Origin of the sequence: Solibaculum mannosilyticum (genome assembly GCF_015140235.1) — a bacterium.
In the GTDB taxonomy this organism is placed as follows: Bacteria; Bacillota; Clostridia; order Oscillospirales; family Acutalibacteraceae; genus Solibaculum; species Solibaculum mannosilyticum.
Window position 1 is genome coordinate 2,018,365 of sequence record NZ_AP023321.1, and the last position, 16,208, is coordinate 2,034,572.

The following is a 16,208-nucleotide window of genomic DNA, read 5'->3' on the forward strand; positions in this document are numbered from 1 at the left end:
GAAAGATTGGATCTTTCCTCTTTTTCTTCTATTGAGATAGAAAGGATGTACTTCACATGAATAAAGCTCTTCGTAAAGCCGTCATCGCCGGCAACTGGAAAATGAACAAAAACCGTCAGGAGGCTGCCACTCTCATCGGTGAACTGAAGGAAAAAGTGGCAGGCGCTGGCTGTGACGTCGTCATCTGCGTGCCCTACACCAATCTGGAAACCGCTCTCTCCAACACCAATGGTTCCAACATCAAGGTCGGCGCTGAAAACTGCCACTGGGCTAAATCCGGCGCTTTTACCGGTGAAGTCTCGGCCGATATGCTGGCTGAAATGGGCGTCCAGTACGTTATCATCGGCCACAGCGAACGCCGTCAGTACTTCGGCGAAACCGATGTTACCGTCCAGCAGCGTGTCCGTGCCGCTTTGGATGCCGGCTTGACCGTTATCCTGTGCGTCGGCGAGATGCTGGAACAGCGCGAACAAGGCGTCACCAGCGAACTGGTCGCCATGCAGACCAAGATCGCTTTGGGCGGCGTTTCGGAAGAGGAAATGGCTCGCATCATCATCGCTTACGAGCCGGTTTGGGCTATCGGTACCGGACGTACTGCCACTGCCGAACAGGCCAATGAAGTGTGCAAGCTGATCCGCGATACCATCGCATCCCTCTACAGCCAGAAGGTTGCCGATGCCACCACCATCCAGTACGGCGGTTCCATGAACGCCGGCAATGCTGCCGATCTGCTGGCTCAGCCCGATGTGGACGGCGGTCTCATCGGCGGCGCTTCTCTGAAGGCTCCTGACTTTGCTGCCATCGTGGAAGCTGCTTCTAAATAAGAGCGGTAAATTTTCTCACATCATCCTTTATTATGTGAACTATTTTTCGAAAAATTTCGGCGGCTCGGGCACCGGGCCGCCCTTTCAATCCAAAAGGAGGATATCTTTATGAAAAAGCCTCTCGTGCTCACCATTATGGACGGTTTTGGCCTCAATCCTTCCGACTACGGCAACGCCATTGTGGAAGCCAATACCCCTAATTTAGACAAGCTGTTCGCTGAGAATCCACACACCCAGATCGGCGCATCCGGCCTTAATGTGGGCCTTCCGGACGGACAAATGGGCAATTCCGAGGTGGGACATACCAACATCGGCGCCGGCCGCGTGGTATACCAAGAGCTGACCCGTATCACCAAGTCCATTGAGGACGGCGACTTCTTCCAGAACGAAGCATTGGTTGGCGCTGTGGATCATTGCCTTAAAGAAGGCACCGATCTGCATCTGATGGGCCTTTTGTCGGACGGCGGCGTTCACAGCCACAATTCCCACCTGTACGGCCTGCTGGAGCTTGCAAAACGCAAGGGCCTCAGCCGCGTCTATGTCCACTGCCTCATGGATGGCCGTGACGTCCCCCCCACCTCCGGCAAGGATTTCGTCGCCGAGCTGGTGGCCAAGATGGAGGAAATCGGCGTGGGCAAAGTGGCCACTGTGATGGGCCGTTACTACGCCATGGACCGTGACAACCGTTGGGAACGTGTTGAAAAGGCTTATGCCGCCTGCGTCTATCGCGAGGGGGTACAGGAATCCGATCCGGTGGAAGCGGTAGCCCATTCCTACGAGCAGGATATCACCGATGAATTTATCGTTCCAGCCGTCATCGAGGGTGGCACTGCCATCAAGGCAAACGATTCGGTCATTTTCTTTAACTTCCGTCCTGACCGCGCCCGTGAGATCACCCGTACCTTTGTGGATCCTGACTTTAACGGTTTTGAGCGCAAGAATGGTTTCTTCCCCTTGCACTATGTGTGCTTCACCCAGTACGACGCCACCATGCCCAATGTGACGGTGGCTTTCCATCCCCAGTCCCTGAAGAATACCCTGGGTGAATATCTCTCCGACCTGGGCAAGACTCAGCTTCGTATCGCCGAAACGGAAAAGTACGCCCATGTCACCTTCTTCTTCAACGGCGGTGTGGAAAAGCAATATGAGGGTGAGGACCGCGTTCTGATTCCTTCCCCCAAGGTTGCAACCTACGACCTCCAGCCCGAGATGAGTGCCTACGAAGTGTGTGACGCTGTGTGTGAACGCATCCTGAGCGGCAATTACGATGTAGTTATCCTCAACTTTGCAAACTGCGATATGGTAGGTCATACCGGTGTAGAGGAAGCCGCTATCAAGGCGGTGGAAGCAGTGGACACCTGCATGGGCCGTGTAGCCGATGCCGTCAAGAAGATGGACGGCGTATTGCTGGTCACCGCCGACCACGGCAATGCCGATCAGATGAAGGAACCGGATGGTTCTCCCTTCACCGCTCATACCACCTGGCCCGTTCCCTTTATTGTAGTGGGCCGCGATTGCAAACTGCGTGAAGGCGGCCGTCTGGCCGATATCGCCCCCACCATGCTGGACATCATGGGAATCCCCCAACCGGCTGAGATGGACGGCGTAAGCCTCATTCAAAAATAATAGATCCCTTTCATTTCTTTTGCCGCCTGGGCGTAAAACCCAGGCGGTTCTTTTTTGTGTAAAACCACTTAAGAAAAGAGCAGAATAAATGAATATTTATTCTCAAAAAGGGTTGAAATTACAGTTTTTAAGGTGTATAATAGGCATCAGATTGAATAAGAACTCAATTAGGAGGTATACATATGCAAAAGCAGTACAAGAAAGTTGTCCTCGCTTATTCCGGTGGATTGGATACGTCGGTTATCATCCCATGGCTCAAGGAGCATTACGGATGCGAGGTCATCGCTGTGGCCGCCAATGTGGGCCAAGGTGACTTCGAGCTGGAAGGCCTGGAGGAAAAGGCCATCAAGACCGGCGCTTCCAAGTGCTACATCGAGGATCTGACCAAGGAATTTGTGGAGGACTTTATCGTCCCCACCCTGAAGGCCGGCGCCGTCTATGAAGGCAAATATTTGCTTGGTACCTCCTTTGCCCGTCCTATCATCGCCAAACGCTTGGTGGAAATCGCCAAAAAAGAAGGCGCCGATGCCATTGTCCACGGCTGCACCGGCAAGGGCAACGATCAGGTCCGTTTTGAACTGACCATTAAGGCCTTCGCCCCCACGATGGATATCATCGCTCCCTGGCGGTTCTGGGAACTGGACAGCCGTGAAAAGGAAATCGCCTACGCGGAAGAGCACAACATCCCCCTGAAGATCAATCGGGAGACCAACTATTCCAAAGATAAAAACTTATGGCATCTGTCCCACGAGGGTCTGGATCTGGAGGACCCGGCCAACGAGCCCCTATATGATCAGATCCTGGAGATGGGCGTCACCCCGGAAAAGGCTCCGGACGTCCCCACTTACGTCACCATCGGTTTTGACAAGGGCACCCCAGTATCGGTGGACGGCGTCAAGATGACCCCGGTGGAAATCCTCACCAAGCTCAATGAACTGGGCGGCGCCAACGGCGTGGGCATTGTGGACATGGTGGAGAACCGTCTGGTGGGCATGAAGAGCCGCGGCGTATACGAGACACCCGGCGGCAGCATCCTTTATTTTGCCCATCAGTCCCTGGAAGAGATCTGCCTGGACAAGGAAACCCAACATTATAAAATGCAAATGGCCATCAAGTTCAGCGAACTGGTTTACAACGGCCTGTGGTACACCCCCCTGCGGGAAGCCATGAGCGCCTTTGTGGACAGCACCCAGCAGACCGTCACCGGTGAAGTCAAGCTCAAGCTGTACAAGGGCAACATCATGAACGCCGGCATGACATCTCCCTATTCCCTCTACTCGGAGGAAATCGCCACCTTTGGGGAAGATAACGTCTACGATCAGGCCGATTCGGCTGGATTTATCAACCTCTTTGGCCTGCCTCTCAAGGTCAAGGCCCTGCTGGATGAGAAGAAGATCAAGTAAGTAGTACCAATGAAGATGAATGAGGCTGCAACGCTAGGGCGGTTTGCCTTTCCGTTGCAGCTGTTTTGATACAAGAAGGAGTGATCAGGATGAAGATGTGGGCCGGACGGTTCTCCAAAGAGGCCGATGCACGGGTCAACGACTTCAATTCCTCCATCCGTTTTGATTCCCGGATGGTCGAGCAGGATTGTAAGGGATCCATTGCCCATGCCCAGATGTTGGCCGCCCAGGGCATCATCTCCAAAGAGGATGCCCATCTCATCGTGGAGGGGCTCACTGGACTTTATAAGGATCTACAGGAGGGTACGCTGCTCTTTGACCCCAATGCCGAAGACATCCATATGTTCCTGGAAGAGCAGCTGACAAAACGCATCGGGGATGCCGGTAAACGCCTCCACACCGCCCGCAGCCGCAACGATCAGGTCGCTTTGGATTTGCGTCTGTATCTGCGGGAGGAAGCGTCCCAGATTTTTGATCTCCTTCATGAACTGGCTTCCCAATTCACCAATTTAGCCGGGGAGCATCTGGAAACCGTCATGCCTGGATACACCCATCTCCAGCGCGCCCAGCCGGTGACCTTTGGCCATCATCTGATGGCCTACGCCAACATGCTGGCCCGGGATATGGGTCGGCTCCAGGATGCCGCAGCCCGGATGAACTTCTCCCCTCTGGGATGCTGCGCCTTGGCGGGCACCACCTATCCCATCGACCGGCAGATGACGGCCCATGCTTTGGGCTTTGACGGCATCTGTCAAAACTCCTTGGACGGCGTCTCCGACCGGGATTTTTGTATTGAACTGGCGAGCTGTCTCTCCCTTGTGATGATGCACTTGTCCCGCTTTTCCGAGGAGATGGTATCCTGGTGCTCGTGGGAATTTAAATTCATCGAGCTGGACGACGCCTTTGCCACCGGTTCCTCCATCATGCCTCAAAAGAAGAATCCCGATGTATCGGAGCTCATCCGGGGCAAAACCGGCCGGGTATACGGCGATTTAATGTCCCTGCTTTCCATGATGAAAAGCCTCCCCTTGGCTTATAATAAGGATATGCAGGAGGACAAAGAAGCCATTTTCGACGCAGTGGATACCGTCAAGCTGTGCCTTACCACCATGATCCCTATGGTGTCCACCATGACGGTGCTGGGGGACAACATGCGCGCCGCTGCCGCCAAAGGATTTATCAACGCCACCGACTGCGCCGATTATCTCACTAAAAAGGGCATTCCCTTCCGGGACGCCTACAAATGCACCGGCGGCTTGGTCGCCCTGTGCATTGAGAAGGGGCTTACTCTGGAAACCCTTCCTCTCTCCGATTACCAGGCCGCCTGTCCTGTCTTTGGAGAGGATATCTACGAGGCCATCAGTCTCACAACCTGCGTCAAAGGACGGACCAGCGAGGGCGGACCCTCCCCTCAATCGGTACAGAAGCAGATCGATTGGATGCAGGATTTCTTACAGAGTCACAAAACCCTTTGGGATCACAATTGAGGTAGAAATTGATGGATAACATAAAAGTAGGCGTCATCGGCGCCACAGGATATGCCGGTCTGGAATTGGTCCGGCTGCTTTTGGGCCATCCGGACGTAAAGGTGGAGGCCGTCTCGTCGGTGAGCTTTGAGGGGAAGGAAATCAGTGAGGTATATCCCCAGCTCACCGGTTTGTTCGACAAAGTATTGACCGATGACATCCAAGTGGTGGATCGATGCCAGGTGATATTTGGCTCCCTTCCCCACGGACTGTCGGAACCCATCGCCCGCCGCTGCGTGGACGGTGGAAAACTGTTTATCGATATGGGCGCTGACTTCCGTTTAAAAAAGGAATCGGATTATGTCCAGTGGTACGGGGGATCCTATCAGGATACCGCTCTTCATCAGATGGCGGTCTATTCCATCCCGGAACTGCACCGATCCCTGGTCCCCGGCGCCAAGCTGATCGCCAATCCAGGCTGTTATGTCACGTCGGTATGTCTGGGACTGGCCCCCTTGTATCAGGAAAAAATCGTCTTGCCGGATAGTCTCATCATCGATGCTAAGTCCGGAGCTACCGGCGCCGGACGGGGCCTTACCCTCAACACCCACTACACCGAGTGCAACGAAGCCTTCGCCCCCTATAAAGTGGCCGCCCACCGCCACACCCCGGAGATGGAACAGGTGTTGTCGGAACTGAACGGCGCGCCGGTCACCCTCACCTTTGTCCCCCATCTGCTGGCCGTCAACCGGGGGATTGTATCCACCATGTATCTCTCTCTGGCGGACGGCTGGGATGAGGACAAGGTCCGGGAGCTCTATGGGCAGTTTTATGAGAAGGAACGGTTTGTGAAGCTCCTGCCCAAAGGGGATATCGCCAATCTGAAAAATGTCAAATACAGCAACTACTGCCACATTTCCCTGCACAGCGATCCCCGCACCGGACGCCTCATTGTGGTGTCCACCATCGACAATATGGTCAAGGGTGCGGCTGGACAGGCCATTCAGAATATGAACCTGGCCTTGGGACTCAAGGAGGAAACCGGACTTTGCATGACGCCGCCGGCGTTTTAATCAGAAAGGGGATTTGTTCATGCCTTATCAGTGGATGGAGGGGGATGTCTGTGCCCCCAAAGGGTTCCAAGCGGCGGGAGTGCACTGCGGCATCCGCAAAAACCGCTCCAAAAAGGACTTGGCCCTCATTTTCAGCTCTACCATGTGCACCGCCGCATCGGTGTACACCGCCAATAAAGTAAAAGGCGCCCCCATTTTAGTGACACAGCAGCATCTCAAAGACGGCAAAGCCCAGGCCATCTTGTGTAATTCCGGCAATGCCAACACCTGCAATGCCGACGGAATCGATATTGCCAATGCCATGTGCAAAAGCGCCGCCCAGGCTCTCGGCATCCGGGAGGAGGATGTGGTCATCGCCTCCACCGGCGTCATTGGGCAGCCTCTTCCATTGGATCCCATTACGGCAGCCATGCCGGCGCTGGTGTCGTCTCTGGGTTCAGACGGCTCTCCCGCCGCCGAAGCCATCATGACCACCGATACCTGTCCCAAACAGGTAGCCGTACAATTTTCTTTGGGCGGCAAGCCATGCGCCATCGGGGGAATCTCCAAGGGCAGCGGTATGATCCATCCCAACATGGCCACCATGCTGTGTTTTGTCACCACCGACGCCGCCATCTCCAGCGAGATGCTGCAAAAAGCCGTCAAACAGGTTGCCGATGAGACCTTCAATATGATCTCTGTGGACGGCGATACCTCCACCAACGATATGCTGACCGTTCTAGCCAATGGATTGGCGGACAATCCAGTCATTACACAGCCGGGACACGAATATGATACTTTTGTGAAGGGTCTCATGATGGTGTGCCGTCAGCTTGCCAAAAGAATGGCGGCCGACGGTGAAGGCGCCACCAAGCTGCTGGAATGCACTGTCACCGGCGCCCCCTGCAAGGAGACGGCTCGAAAGGTGGCCAAGTCGGTGGTGTGTTCTACCCTCTTCAAGGCCGCCATGTTCGGCGAGGACGCCAACTGGGGCCGTATCCTCTGCGCCATCGGCTACACCGACGCCCCATTTGACATCGACAAGGTAGGCGTCACTTTGGCATCCGAAGCGGGACAAATAGAGGTCTGCCGTGACGGCGCCGGCGTTCCCTTCAGCGAAGAAATCGCCAAAACCGTACTTTCTGAGAAGGAAATTCAGATTCTCATCTCCATGGACCAGGGGGACGAGAAAGCCACTGCCTGGGGATGTGATCTCAGCTACGACTATGTGAAAATCAACGGGGACTACCGCACCTAACCATAGAAAAGAGGAAAATCAAGTGGAACTCAACAATTCAGACAAAGCCCAAGTATTAGCCCAGGCCCTCCCTTATATCCAGAAGTACTACAATAAAGTGGTGGTGGTCAAATACGGCGGCAATGCCATGATCAACGAGGACTTAAAGGCGGCCGTTATGAGCGATATTGTACTGCTGTCGCTGGTGGGAATCCGCATTGTGCTGGTTCACGGCGGCGGTCCGGAGATCACCGAAACCTTAAATGCCATGGGCAGGGAGAGCCGGTTTGTCGGGGGGCTGCGGTACACCGATGAAGAAACCGTCCGGGTGGTGCAGATGGTGCTGGCCGGCAAGACCAACAAGGATCTAGTGGGCCTTCTCCAGCAGAACAAAGGGCAAGCCCTTGGAATCTGCGGCATCGACGGCAAGACCATCCAGGTCAAAAAGATCGACAAAGACGTCGGATTTGTGGGGGAAATCACCGGGGTTCGGACAAAGCTTATCAACGACGCCCTCAACAACGGTTATATCCCCGTCATCGCCACCATCGGATGTGACGAGCAGGGTGCCGTATACAACATCAACGCCGATGCCGCAGCAGCCCGCATCGCAGCTGAACTCCATGCCGAAAGCCTCATCTTGCTCACCGACATCCGGGGACTTCTGTGGGATAAGGAGGATGAATCCACCCTCATCACCTCGGTCAATGCCAGCGAGGTGCCGGCCCTCACCAGCAGGGGAATCATCCAAGGCGGTATGATCCCCAAAGTGGAATGCTGTGTGGAGGCCGTACGCCGGGGCGTCAGACAGGCCAACATCATTGATGGACGCGTCCCTCACTCCATCCTCATCGAACTGCTCACCGACGAGGGCTTAGGCACCATGTTTCTGGGATAAAGGAGGACATGTAAAACGATGGATGATCTAAAAACATTGGACAGCCGTTATCTTGCCGGCACATACGGCCGGTTCGACCTTCAGGCAGTCAGCGGCAAAGGGGCCGTATGCACCGGTCTTGACGGCCGGGAATACATCGACTTCACCTCCGGAATCGGCGTCAATTCGCTGGGATGGGGGGATCCCGATTGGGTGGAGGCTGTAAGCCGTCAGGCGGCGGGCCTCCAGCATATCTCAAACCTCTATTATACCGCTCCCATGATCGGACTGGCCCAGACCCTCTGCACACGCACCGGCATGGACAAGGTTTTCTTCTGCAATTCCGGCGCAGAGGCCAACGAATGCATGATCAAAACCGCTCGGAAATACAATGCCGACCATTACGGCAAAGGCCGTCACACCATTCTGGCACTGGAAAACAGCTTTCACGGCCGCACCATCACCACCCTTTCGGCCACCGGTCAAGATGTATTTCATCGGTATTTCGATCCCTTTACCGACGGATTCTCCTTCTTCCAGGCCAATGATCTCTCCTCCTTTACCGCTTATCTAAATGGCAATCATACCATCGGCGGAGTCCTGCTGGAACTCATCCAGGGCGAAGGAGGCGTCGTCCCTCTGGATCAGGAATTCGTCCAAGGCATCGCCAAACTATGCGAAGAACAGGATATCCTCCTGATGGTGGATGAAGTACAGACCGGCATGGGACGCACAGGAAAGCTTCTGTGCTGCGAGCACTACGGCATCCGCCCCAATCTCGTGAGCCTTGCTAAGGGACTGGGCGGCGGGCTGCCCATCGGCGCCGTCCTATTTGATGAGAAATGTGCCGATGTCCTAGGCCCCGGTGATCACGGCACCACCTATGGCGGAAATCCTGTGGCCTGTGCCGGCGCTCAGGTGGTACTTTCCAAATTAACCGATTCACTGCTAAAAGAAGTGGAGCAAAAGGGACAGTATATGACAGAAAAGGTACTGTCCATGCCCAAGGTGAAAAGCATAGAAGGAAAAGGTATGATGCTGGGCATCACCCTGGACGGTGACAGCAAAGCTCTAGCTGCCGCTTGTTTGGAAAAAGGACTGATGATCCTAACCGCCAAGGCAAAGCTTCGGATGCTCCCACCCTTGACCATTTCCTACGAGGAAATCGATCGAGGATTAACCATATTAAATGAGGTGTTAAGCGTATGAACCATTTACTCAAATTGCTGGATTTGTCCACCGACGAGATCCTGGAACTCTTAAATCTGGCCGATCAGCTCAAATACGAACAAAAACACGATATGAAACATCCCTATTTGGAAGGTCAAACCCTGGGTATGATTTTCCAGAAATCCTCTACCCGCACCCGGGTTTCCTTTGAAGTTGGCATGAGCCAACTGGGCGGAACCGCCCTGTTTCTGTCCAATCGCGATCTGCAAATCGGCCGCGGGGAACCGGTCCAAGATACTGCTCGTGTGCTCTCCCGGTACCTGGACGGCATCATGATCCGCACCTTCGCCCAGCAAGAGGTGGAAGATCTGGCTACCTACGGCAGTATCCCTATCATCAACGGCCTGACCGATTTCTGTCATCCCTGCCAGGTGCTGGCCGATCTCATGACGGTGCGGGAACATAAAAAACGCCTGGAAGGTCTACAGATGTGCTACATCGGCGACGGCAATAATATGGCCAATTCCCTTATTGTAGGCTGTCTCAAGGCGGGGATGCAGGTGTCCATTGCCACGCCGGATGACTATCGTCCGGACGCCGCCGTATTGGAATTCGCCAAAGGATATGGGGAGAAATTCCGCCTGACCAGCGACGTCAAAAAGGCGGCCGAAGGCGCCGATGTCATCTTCACCGACGTATGGGCTTCCATGGGACAGGAGGAGGAAGCGGAACTCCGTCGGAAAGCCTTTGCCGGATATCAAATCAACGAGGAGCTCCTCAAGGTATGCGCTCCCGACGTCATGGTCCAGCACTGTCTGCCTGCCCACCGCGGGGAGGAAATCTCGGCTGAAACCTTTGAAAAACACGCCGATGAAATCTTTGACGAAGCGGAAAACCGTCTGCATGCGCAAAAGGCTGTTCTGGTCAAACTGATGAAAAAATAATCTCTTCTTTTGGCAGTGATGCGCCTTGTTGCCCTTTGAGGGATGTGCTACAATCAGATCAACAGATGGTTTCTTTCATCATAAGGAGGGGTTGGTATGAATTGTCCCTTTTGCGGCGCCCAGATGCAACAAGGCAATGTGGTTACGGAAAACAGCGTAGGACTCTTCTTCTTGCCCCCGGATCAGTCTCCGGGTTTTTGGCTGGGAGACACATCCAACAGCATTGAGAAAAAAGGCGGTGTCGTGTTGGACGGCCCTTATCATTTCCGCATCAATCACACCGAGCTGCCCGCCTTCCTGTGCGGGACCTGCCGGAAGATCATCTTTGATTACTAAGGGAAGCCTAGTTTTCCCTTTGATGTTTTTTGTTCTTATCCGCAAACGAAATGAATAAAATGAGAAAAAGGCCGAGTGTTCAACTTGGTCTTTTTCTTTGAAATTTTGAAATCGGTTTTCCTCTGCTGAATAAAACAATGGCTTTTGAAACAATTAAGGATACTTCGTGTTGACTTCGTTCTAAAAATAGAGTATTATGAATAAATATGAACTGTAATATTGTGTCCTTTTGGCTGAAAAACAGCTTTATCTGTTCAGATCAGAATAGAAAATTAGACTTTTAATATTTTGTTGTTTTAGCAGCAAAATAAGCCGTGCATTTTGTGGAGAATGAGGTTTGGTATGAAAAAGGGAATTGTTGCTTTATTGCTTGTAACGCTTCTGTTTACTTTAATGGCCGACTTTGGGGGAAAGGAAAGTATTGTGATCTGTTCATCCGCCGAGCAGTTCCGCAATGACTGCCTGCAGGAAAAACTCAATGAAAAGTTCCCTCAGTACAATGTTATCGTCATGTACATGCCCACCGGCAAAACCGCTGCGAAAATACTCACGGAAGGTAAAAACACAGAGGTGGATATGTTGGTAGGCGTCGAAACGGGATATCTCAGAAAAATTCAAGACAGTCTTGCCGATATCTCGGGGAGAAGCAACATCCAGTATATCGACGGCCTCGGCCCGGAGAATTACGAGAACCGGTGGGTAACGTGGGAACGTTTTGCCGGCGCTATCATTGTGAACACCGAAGTCTTGGAAAAACATGGTCTGGAGGCTCCTAAAACTTATGAGGACCTTCTCAAACCGGAATATAAAAATTTAGTGGCGATGCCCGATCCTAAGTCCAGCGGCACCGGCTACTTTTTCTATAAGAATTGGGTCAATACCATGGGGGAAGACGAGGCTCTGGCCTATGTGGACAAACTGCACGATAATCTTAAGCAGTTCACGGAATCAGGATCCGGCCCCATCAAGATGCTCACACAGGGCGAAGTCGCGGTTGGTCTTGGTATGACCTTCCAGGCCGTCAGCGAAATCAACGAGGGGCAGCCTTTTGAGATTATTTATCCGCCTACCGGTTCCCCCTACTCTTTGACCGGTACAGCTCTCATCGATGGCCATCAGGATAAAACCGGTGTTTCGGAAGTTTTTGACTACATTATCAACGACTTCCTCGTGTACGACAAGGAAAACTTTTCACCAGAACTGGTTTTAGAAGATCAGAAAAACAACATCCCCAATTATCCACAGGACATCCAGTACGCCGATATGACGGGAATTGAAGATGTGGAAGAGAAAGAGAGGCTGCTGTCCATATGGAAGTATTAACACCAAAACTTTCCGTTCGGAATCTCTGTAAAAGTTATGACAATAAAATCGTGCTGAATAACCTGTCCTTTGATCTGATGGAAGGGGAATTTCTCTCCATCCTAGGCCCCAGCGGATGCGGCAAAACCACTTTATTGCGCATTCTCATCGGCCTGGAAAAGGCGGACAGCGGGGAAATCCTAAAAAGTGGAACCGATATCTCAGGGCTTTCCAGCTTTGACCGAGGGATGGGGATTGTATTCCAAAACTACGCTTTGTTCCCCAATATGACGGTGCTTCAGAATGTGCAGTACGCCTTGACCCTGCGCAAGGATACCAAAAAAGAGGCAAAGAACATCGCCATGCACACCTTGGAGCAGGTGGGGTTACTGGATCAAATCAATAAAAAACCGGCTCAGCTCTCCGGAGGACAGCAACAGCGTGTCGCCATCGCCCGTACTCTTGCCATGAATCCGGATATCATCCTGTTGGATGAACCCATTTCCGCATTGGACGTCACCAATCGTGAGATCATGAAAGCAGAATTAAAATCGCTACAGAAAAAATTCCACGCCACCATGCTGTTTATCACCCACGACCAGGAAGAAGCTTTTTTCCTCAGCGATCGCATTATGGTCATGAACAGCGGCAATGTGGAACAGTTGGATACCCCTCATTCCATCTACCAGAACCCGGCCAGCGATTACGTTTCCTCCTTTGTGGTGGATCAATTGGATAAAAAGTACTAGGATCTCTTGCGTTATACAGGACGGGATTGCCATGAATAATAAAAAATTTTTCTCATTAAAATCCCTGCTTCTAATTTATCTGCTGGTTACAATTGCCTTTCCGGTTCTGATTTTATTTAGCAGCATCCGCGGCGAACATATTCAAAGTGTCTTTTCCTCCCAGCAGTTCTGGCCCATGCTTCAGAACTCCCTGATTACCACTTTGTCTGCAACGGTCATTTCCGTTACGCTGTCCTTTTTCCTGGCATGGCTTCTCAACCGATCCAATATCCGGTTTAAATCTATCTTTGTGGTCTTGTTTACCATCCCCATGCTCATCCCCAGTATCTCCCATGGTATGGGGCTGGTTCTCCTCTTTGGCGACAACGGCCTCATTACCAACCTTCTGGGGATCAACATCGGTCTCTATGGATACCCCGGTATCATTATGGGATCGGTGCTCTATTCTTTCCCGGTTTCTTTTCTCATGTTCCATGACTCCTTCCAGTACGAGGACTACACCATCTACGAAGCGGCCAGTGTGCTGGGTCTTTCCAAATGGAAACAGTTTTTGACCATCACCATGCCGTCCATGCGGCGCACGATGTTGTCGGCTGTGTTGGCTGTGTTTACCATGGTATTTACCGACTACGGCGTCCCCCTGATGACGGGTGGAACCGACATGACCTTGCCGGTGTATATGTACCGCGAGGTTATCGGTATGATGAACTTCTCCAACGGTGCTGTCATTGGTATTCTCCTGCTTCTGCCGGCTGTGGCCGCCTTTTTGCTGGATCTGAAAAACAGCGGCATCAACGCTTCCAGCAGTACGGTTACCAAGTCCTACCTCATTGAACCAAACAAGAAACGGGATATTTTGGTATATGTCATCTTCGGCGTGGTTCTGATTCTGATCTGTTTGCCCATTATCGCTTTTATTTGCTTGAGCTTTGTCGAACAGTATCCCATTGATATGTCCTTCTCTCTGGACACCATTACCAAGCTGTTTTCCGATGGAATTGGGATGTATTTTATCAATTCTCTTGCCATCGCACTGCTTACAGCATTGTTTGGAACCTGCCTTTCCTATTTCTCGGCTTATATTACAGCACGGTCCAAAAAATCAATCTCCAACAAGATGCTTCACTTTATCAGCATGTTGTCCCTGGCTGTCCCGGGTATCGTTCTAGGTCTTTCCTTTGCGCTTACCTTTAAGAACATGCCCTTTTACTCCACCATCTTTATCCTGGTATTGGTCAACATTGTCCACTTTTTCTCCTCCCCCTATCTGCTTGCCTACAATTCTCTTTCCAAGTTTAATCCCAATCTGGAAGATGTCTCCCAGACTCTTGGTATCAGCCGGTTCAAGATGCTCTTCTCGGTGTATATCCCATGCACCAAGGCCACCATTGTGGAGATGTACAGTTACTTTTTCGTGAATGCTATGATCACCATCTCGGCAGTCTCCTTCCTGGTGAACTTCCGCACCATGCCTTTGGCCCTCTTGATCCCACAGTTGGAGTCCCAATCCTTTATCGAAGGTACGGCACTGGTATCCCTGCTTATCCTGGTCATCAATTTGATAGGAAAAGCCATTGTGTTCTTTGTCAAACGCTCTATTTCCAAGGGTGAAAACCAGAATAGTAATCTTCTATCCGAACGCGATTGACACTTATCCTTCACTTTTATAAGGTCGGTTCTGATGTCAGAACCGACCTTTTTCCATACGATGTAGCCCTTCTTTTCTCTTCTTCCCTATTTTTATTGCATAGAGTAATAGAGACAAAATAAAAAGGCATCTTCCCAAAAGGAAGATGCCTTTTTGAGTCCTACAAAACCGGACTTAGATCAATTCAATGATAGCCATCTCGGCAGCGTCGCCGCGACGGGGACCAGTCTTGATGATGCGAGTATAGCCGCCGTTACGATCGGCATACTTGGGGGCAATCTCGTCAAACAGCTTTTTCACAACTGCTTCCTTGGTAATAAAGCCCATGGCCAAACGCTTATTGTGCAGGCTGGGTTCTTTTCCCAAGGTGATGAGCTTTTCCGTCAGGGAGCGCACTTCCTTGGCCCTGGTGACGGTGGTCTCTATTCTGCCCTTCTCGAGGAGAAAGGTCACCATGGCTCTCAGCATTGCCAATCTATGAGAGGTGGCTCTGCCGAGCTTTCTGGTACCGGGCATTCTAATCACTCCTTTTGCGAAGTATGAAAGGTTTCGGGATTCCTATTATTCTTCTTCCCTGCTCAGGGAGAAGCCGAGAGCCGCGAGCTTCGCAATCACTTCTTCCAGCGATTTGCGGCCCAAGTTACGGACTTTCATCATGTCCTCTTCCGACTTGTTGATCAAGTCTTCCACAGTGTTGATGCCCGCACGTTTGAGACAGTTGAAGGACCGGACCGACAGATCCAATTCTTCAATGGTCATCTCCAGCACCTTTTCCTTGCCTTTGTCGTCCTTCTCCACCATGATCTCGGTGGCAAAGGTCTCATCCGACAGGTCGGCAAACAGGTTGAGATGCTCGGTCAGCACCTTCGCCGCCAGAGATACTGCCTCTTTGGCTGAGAGTGTGCCGTTGGTCCAAACCTCCAGGGTCAGCTTATCGTAGTCGGTAATCTGGCCCACGCGGGTATTTTCCACATTAAAGTTGACTTTGACACAAGGGGTATAGATCGAGTCGACCGGGATGACGCCGATGGCCGACTGCATCAATTGCTTGTTGCGTTCGGCCGGTACATATCCGCGGCCCTTGTCGATGGTAATCTCCATATAGAGTTTGCCATCTTCGCCCAAGGTGGCGATGTGCATATCGGGGTTGAGGATCTCCACTTCCGAATCGCATTTGATGGATCCGGCAGTGATCTCGGTCTCCCCTTCTGCTTCGATGTAGACAATTTTAGGACCGTCGCCATGAATCTTGGCCGTCAGGCCTTTGATATTGAGGATGATTTCGGTCACATCCTCTTTGACGCCGGGAATCGTGGAAAACTCGTGCAGGATGCCGTCGATCTTAACCGACATGACGGCCACGCCAGGCAAGGACGATAGCAATACTCTGCGCAGGCTGTTGCCGAGGGTGATACCATAGCCTCTCTCCAACGGCTCTACGGTAAATTTACCGTAGGAACCGTCCGGCGAGAGCTCAACTGTATCGATTTTTGGTTTTTCAATCTCGATCATAAAAGCCCTCCTTGACAGATACAAGCGTGTAATACGCCTGTGATAATGAATCTATCCTGCGA

The 16,208-nt window shown here is 52.0% G+C and carries 15 protein-coding genes; 13 read left to right on the forward strand and 2 right to left on the reverse strand.

Annotated features, from left to right (window positions below; all coding sequences use genetic code 11):
- Window positions 1-56: 56 nt before the first annotated feature.
- The 13 genes from tpiA to C12CBH8_RS09415 all read left to right on the forward strand — a co-directional run bounded on the left by tpiA (window position 57) and on the right by C12CBH8_RS09415 (window position 14,634).
- The gene (tpiA, locus tag C12CBH8_RS09355; protein ID WP_090265375.1) at window positions 57-824 is read left to right on the forward strand and encodes a triose-phosphate isomerase; all 768 of its coding nucleotides are present in this window, start codon (window positions 57-59) and stop codon (window positions 822-824) included.
- Between the two features lie 108 nt (window positions 825-932).
- The gene (gene gpmI, locus C12CBH8_RS09360) at window positions 933-2,450 is read left to right on the forward strand and encodes a 2,3-bisphosphoglycerate-independent phosphoglycerate mutase (protein ID WP_215533092.1); all 1,518 of its coding nucleotides are present in this window, start codon (window positions 933-935) and stop codon (window positions 2,448-2,450) included.
- A gap of 182 nt (window positions 2,451-2,632) precedes the next feature.
- Window positions 2,633-3,853 carry an argininosuccinate synthase gene (locus tag C12CBH8_RS09365; protein ID WP_090265371.1) on the forward strand — a complete coding sequence of 407 codons (1,221 nt, stop codon included), beginning with the start codon at window positions 2,633-2,635 and terminating at the stop codon, window positions 3,851-3,853.
- An 89-nt stretch (window positions 3,854-3,942) separates the two neighbouring features.
- On the forward strand, window positions 3,943-5,340 hold the full coding sequence (gene argH, locus C12CBH8_RS09370; protein WP_215533093.1) for an argininosuccinate lyase: 1,398 nt from the start codon (window positions 3,943-3,945) through the stop codon (window positions 5,338-5,340).
- 11 nt (window positions 5,341-5,351) lie between these two features.
- Window positions 5,352-6,392, forward strand: coding sequence for an N-acetyl-gamma-glutamyl-phosphate reductase (gene argC / locus C12CBH8_RS09375; protein ID WP_215533094.1), 1,041 nt, complete (start codon window positions 5,352-5,354; stop codon window positions 6,390-6,392).
- Between the two features lie 19 nt (window positions 6,393-6,411).
- Window positions 6,412-7,629: a bifunctional glutamate N-acetyltransferase/amino-acid acetyltransferase ArgJ gene (gene argJ / locus C12CBH8_RS09380; protein WP_215533095.1), complete on the forward strand. Its 1,218-nt coding sequence runs from the start codon at window positions 6,412-6,414 to the stop codon at window positions 7,627-7,629.
- 22 nt (window positions 7,630-7,651) lie between these two features.
- Window positions 7,652-8,506, forward strand: coding sequence for an acetylglutamate kinase (gene argB, locus C12CBH8_RS09385; RefSeq protein WP_215533096.1), 855 nt, complete (start codon window positions 7,652-7,654; stop codon window positions 8,504-8,506).
- Between the two features lie 18 nt (window positions 8,507-8,524).
- Window positions 8,525-9,694 carry an aspartate aminotransferase family protein gene (locus C12CBH8_RS09390; protein ID WP_215533097.1) on the forward strand — a complete coding sequence of 390 codons (1,170 nt, stop codon included), beginning with the start codon at window positions 8,525-8,527 and terminating at the stop codon, window positions 9,692-9,694.
- Entirely contained in the window at window positions 9,691-10,599 is a 909-nt protein-coding gene (gene argF, locus C12CBH8_RS09395; RefSeq protein ID WP_215533098.1) for an ornithine carbamoyltransferase, read from the forward strand. Before C12CBH8_RS09390 ends, argF begins: the two co-directional genes overlap by 4 nt.
- A 96-nt stretch (window positions 10,600-10,695) precedes the next feature.
- Entirely contained in the window at window positions 10,696-10,935 is a 240-nt protein-coding gene (locus tag C12CBH8_RS09400) for a PF20097 family protein (protein ID WP_090265358.1), read from the forward strand.
- 342 nt (window positions 10,936-11,277) lie between these two features.
- Entirely contained in the window at window positions 11,278-12,258 is a 981-nt protein-coding gene (locus C12CBH8_RS09405; protein ID WP_215533099.1) for an extracellular solute-binding protein, read from the forward strand.
- Complete coding sequence (locus C12CBH8_RS09410) at window positions 12,246-12,986, forward strand: ABC transporter ATP-binding protein (RefSeq protein WP_215533100.1); 741 nt, start codon at window positions 12,246-12,248, stop codon at window positions 12,984-12,986. The genes C12CBH8_RS09405 and C12CBH8_RS09410 overlap by 13 nt, the downstream gene beginning before the upstream one ends.
- 31 nt (window positions 12,987-13,017) lie before the next feature.
- A complete protein-coding gene (locus tag C12CBH8_RS09415; protein ID WP_215533101.1) occupies window positions 13,018-14,634 on the forward strand; it encodes an ABC transporter permease subunit in 1,617 nt (538 codons plus the stop codon).
- Between the two features lie 174 nt (window positions 14,635-14,808).
- Here the strand turns inward: C12CBH8_RS09415 and rplQ are convergent, their stop codons facing one another.
- Together rplQ and C12CBH8_RS09425 are read right to left on the reverse strand one after the other, a co-directional pair.
- A complete protein-coding gene (gene rplQ, locus C12CBH8_RS09420; protein ID WP_090265351.1) occupies window positions 14,809-15,150 on the reverse strand; it encodes a 50S ribosomal protein L17 in 342 nt (113 codons plus the stop codon).
- A gap of 45 nt (window positions 15,151-15,195) precedes the next feature.
- Complete coding sequence (locus C12CBH8_RS09425; RefSeq protein ID WP_099322665.1) at window positions 15,196-16,146, reverse strand: DNA-directed RNA polymerase subunit alpha; 951 nt, start codon at window positions 16,144-16,146, stop codon at window positions 15,196-15,198.
- Window positions 16,147-16,208: the final 62 nt, after the last annotated feature.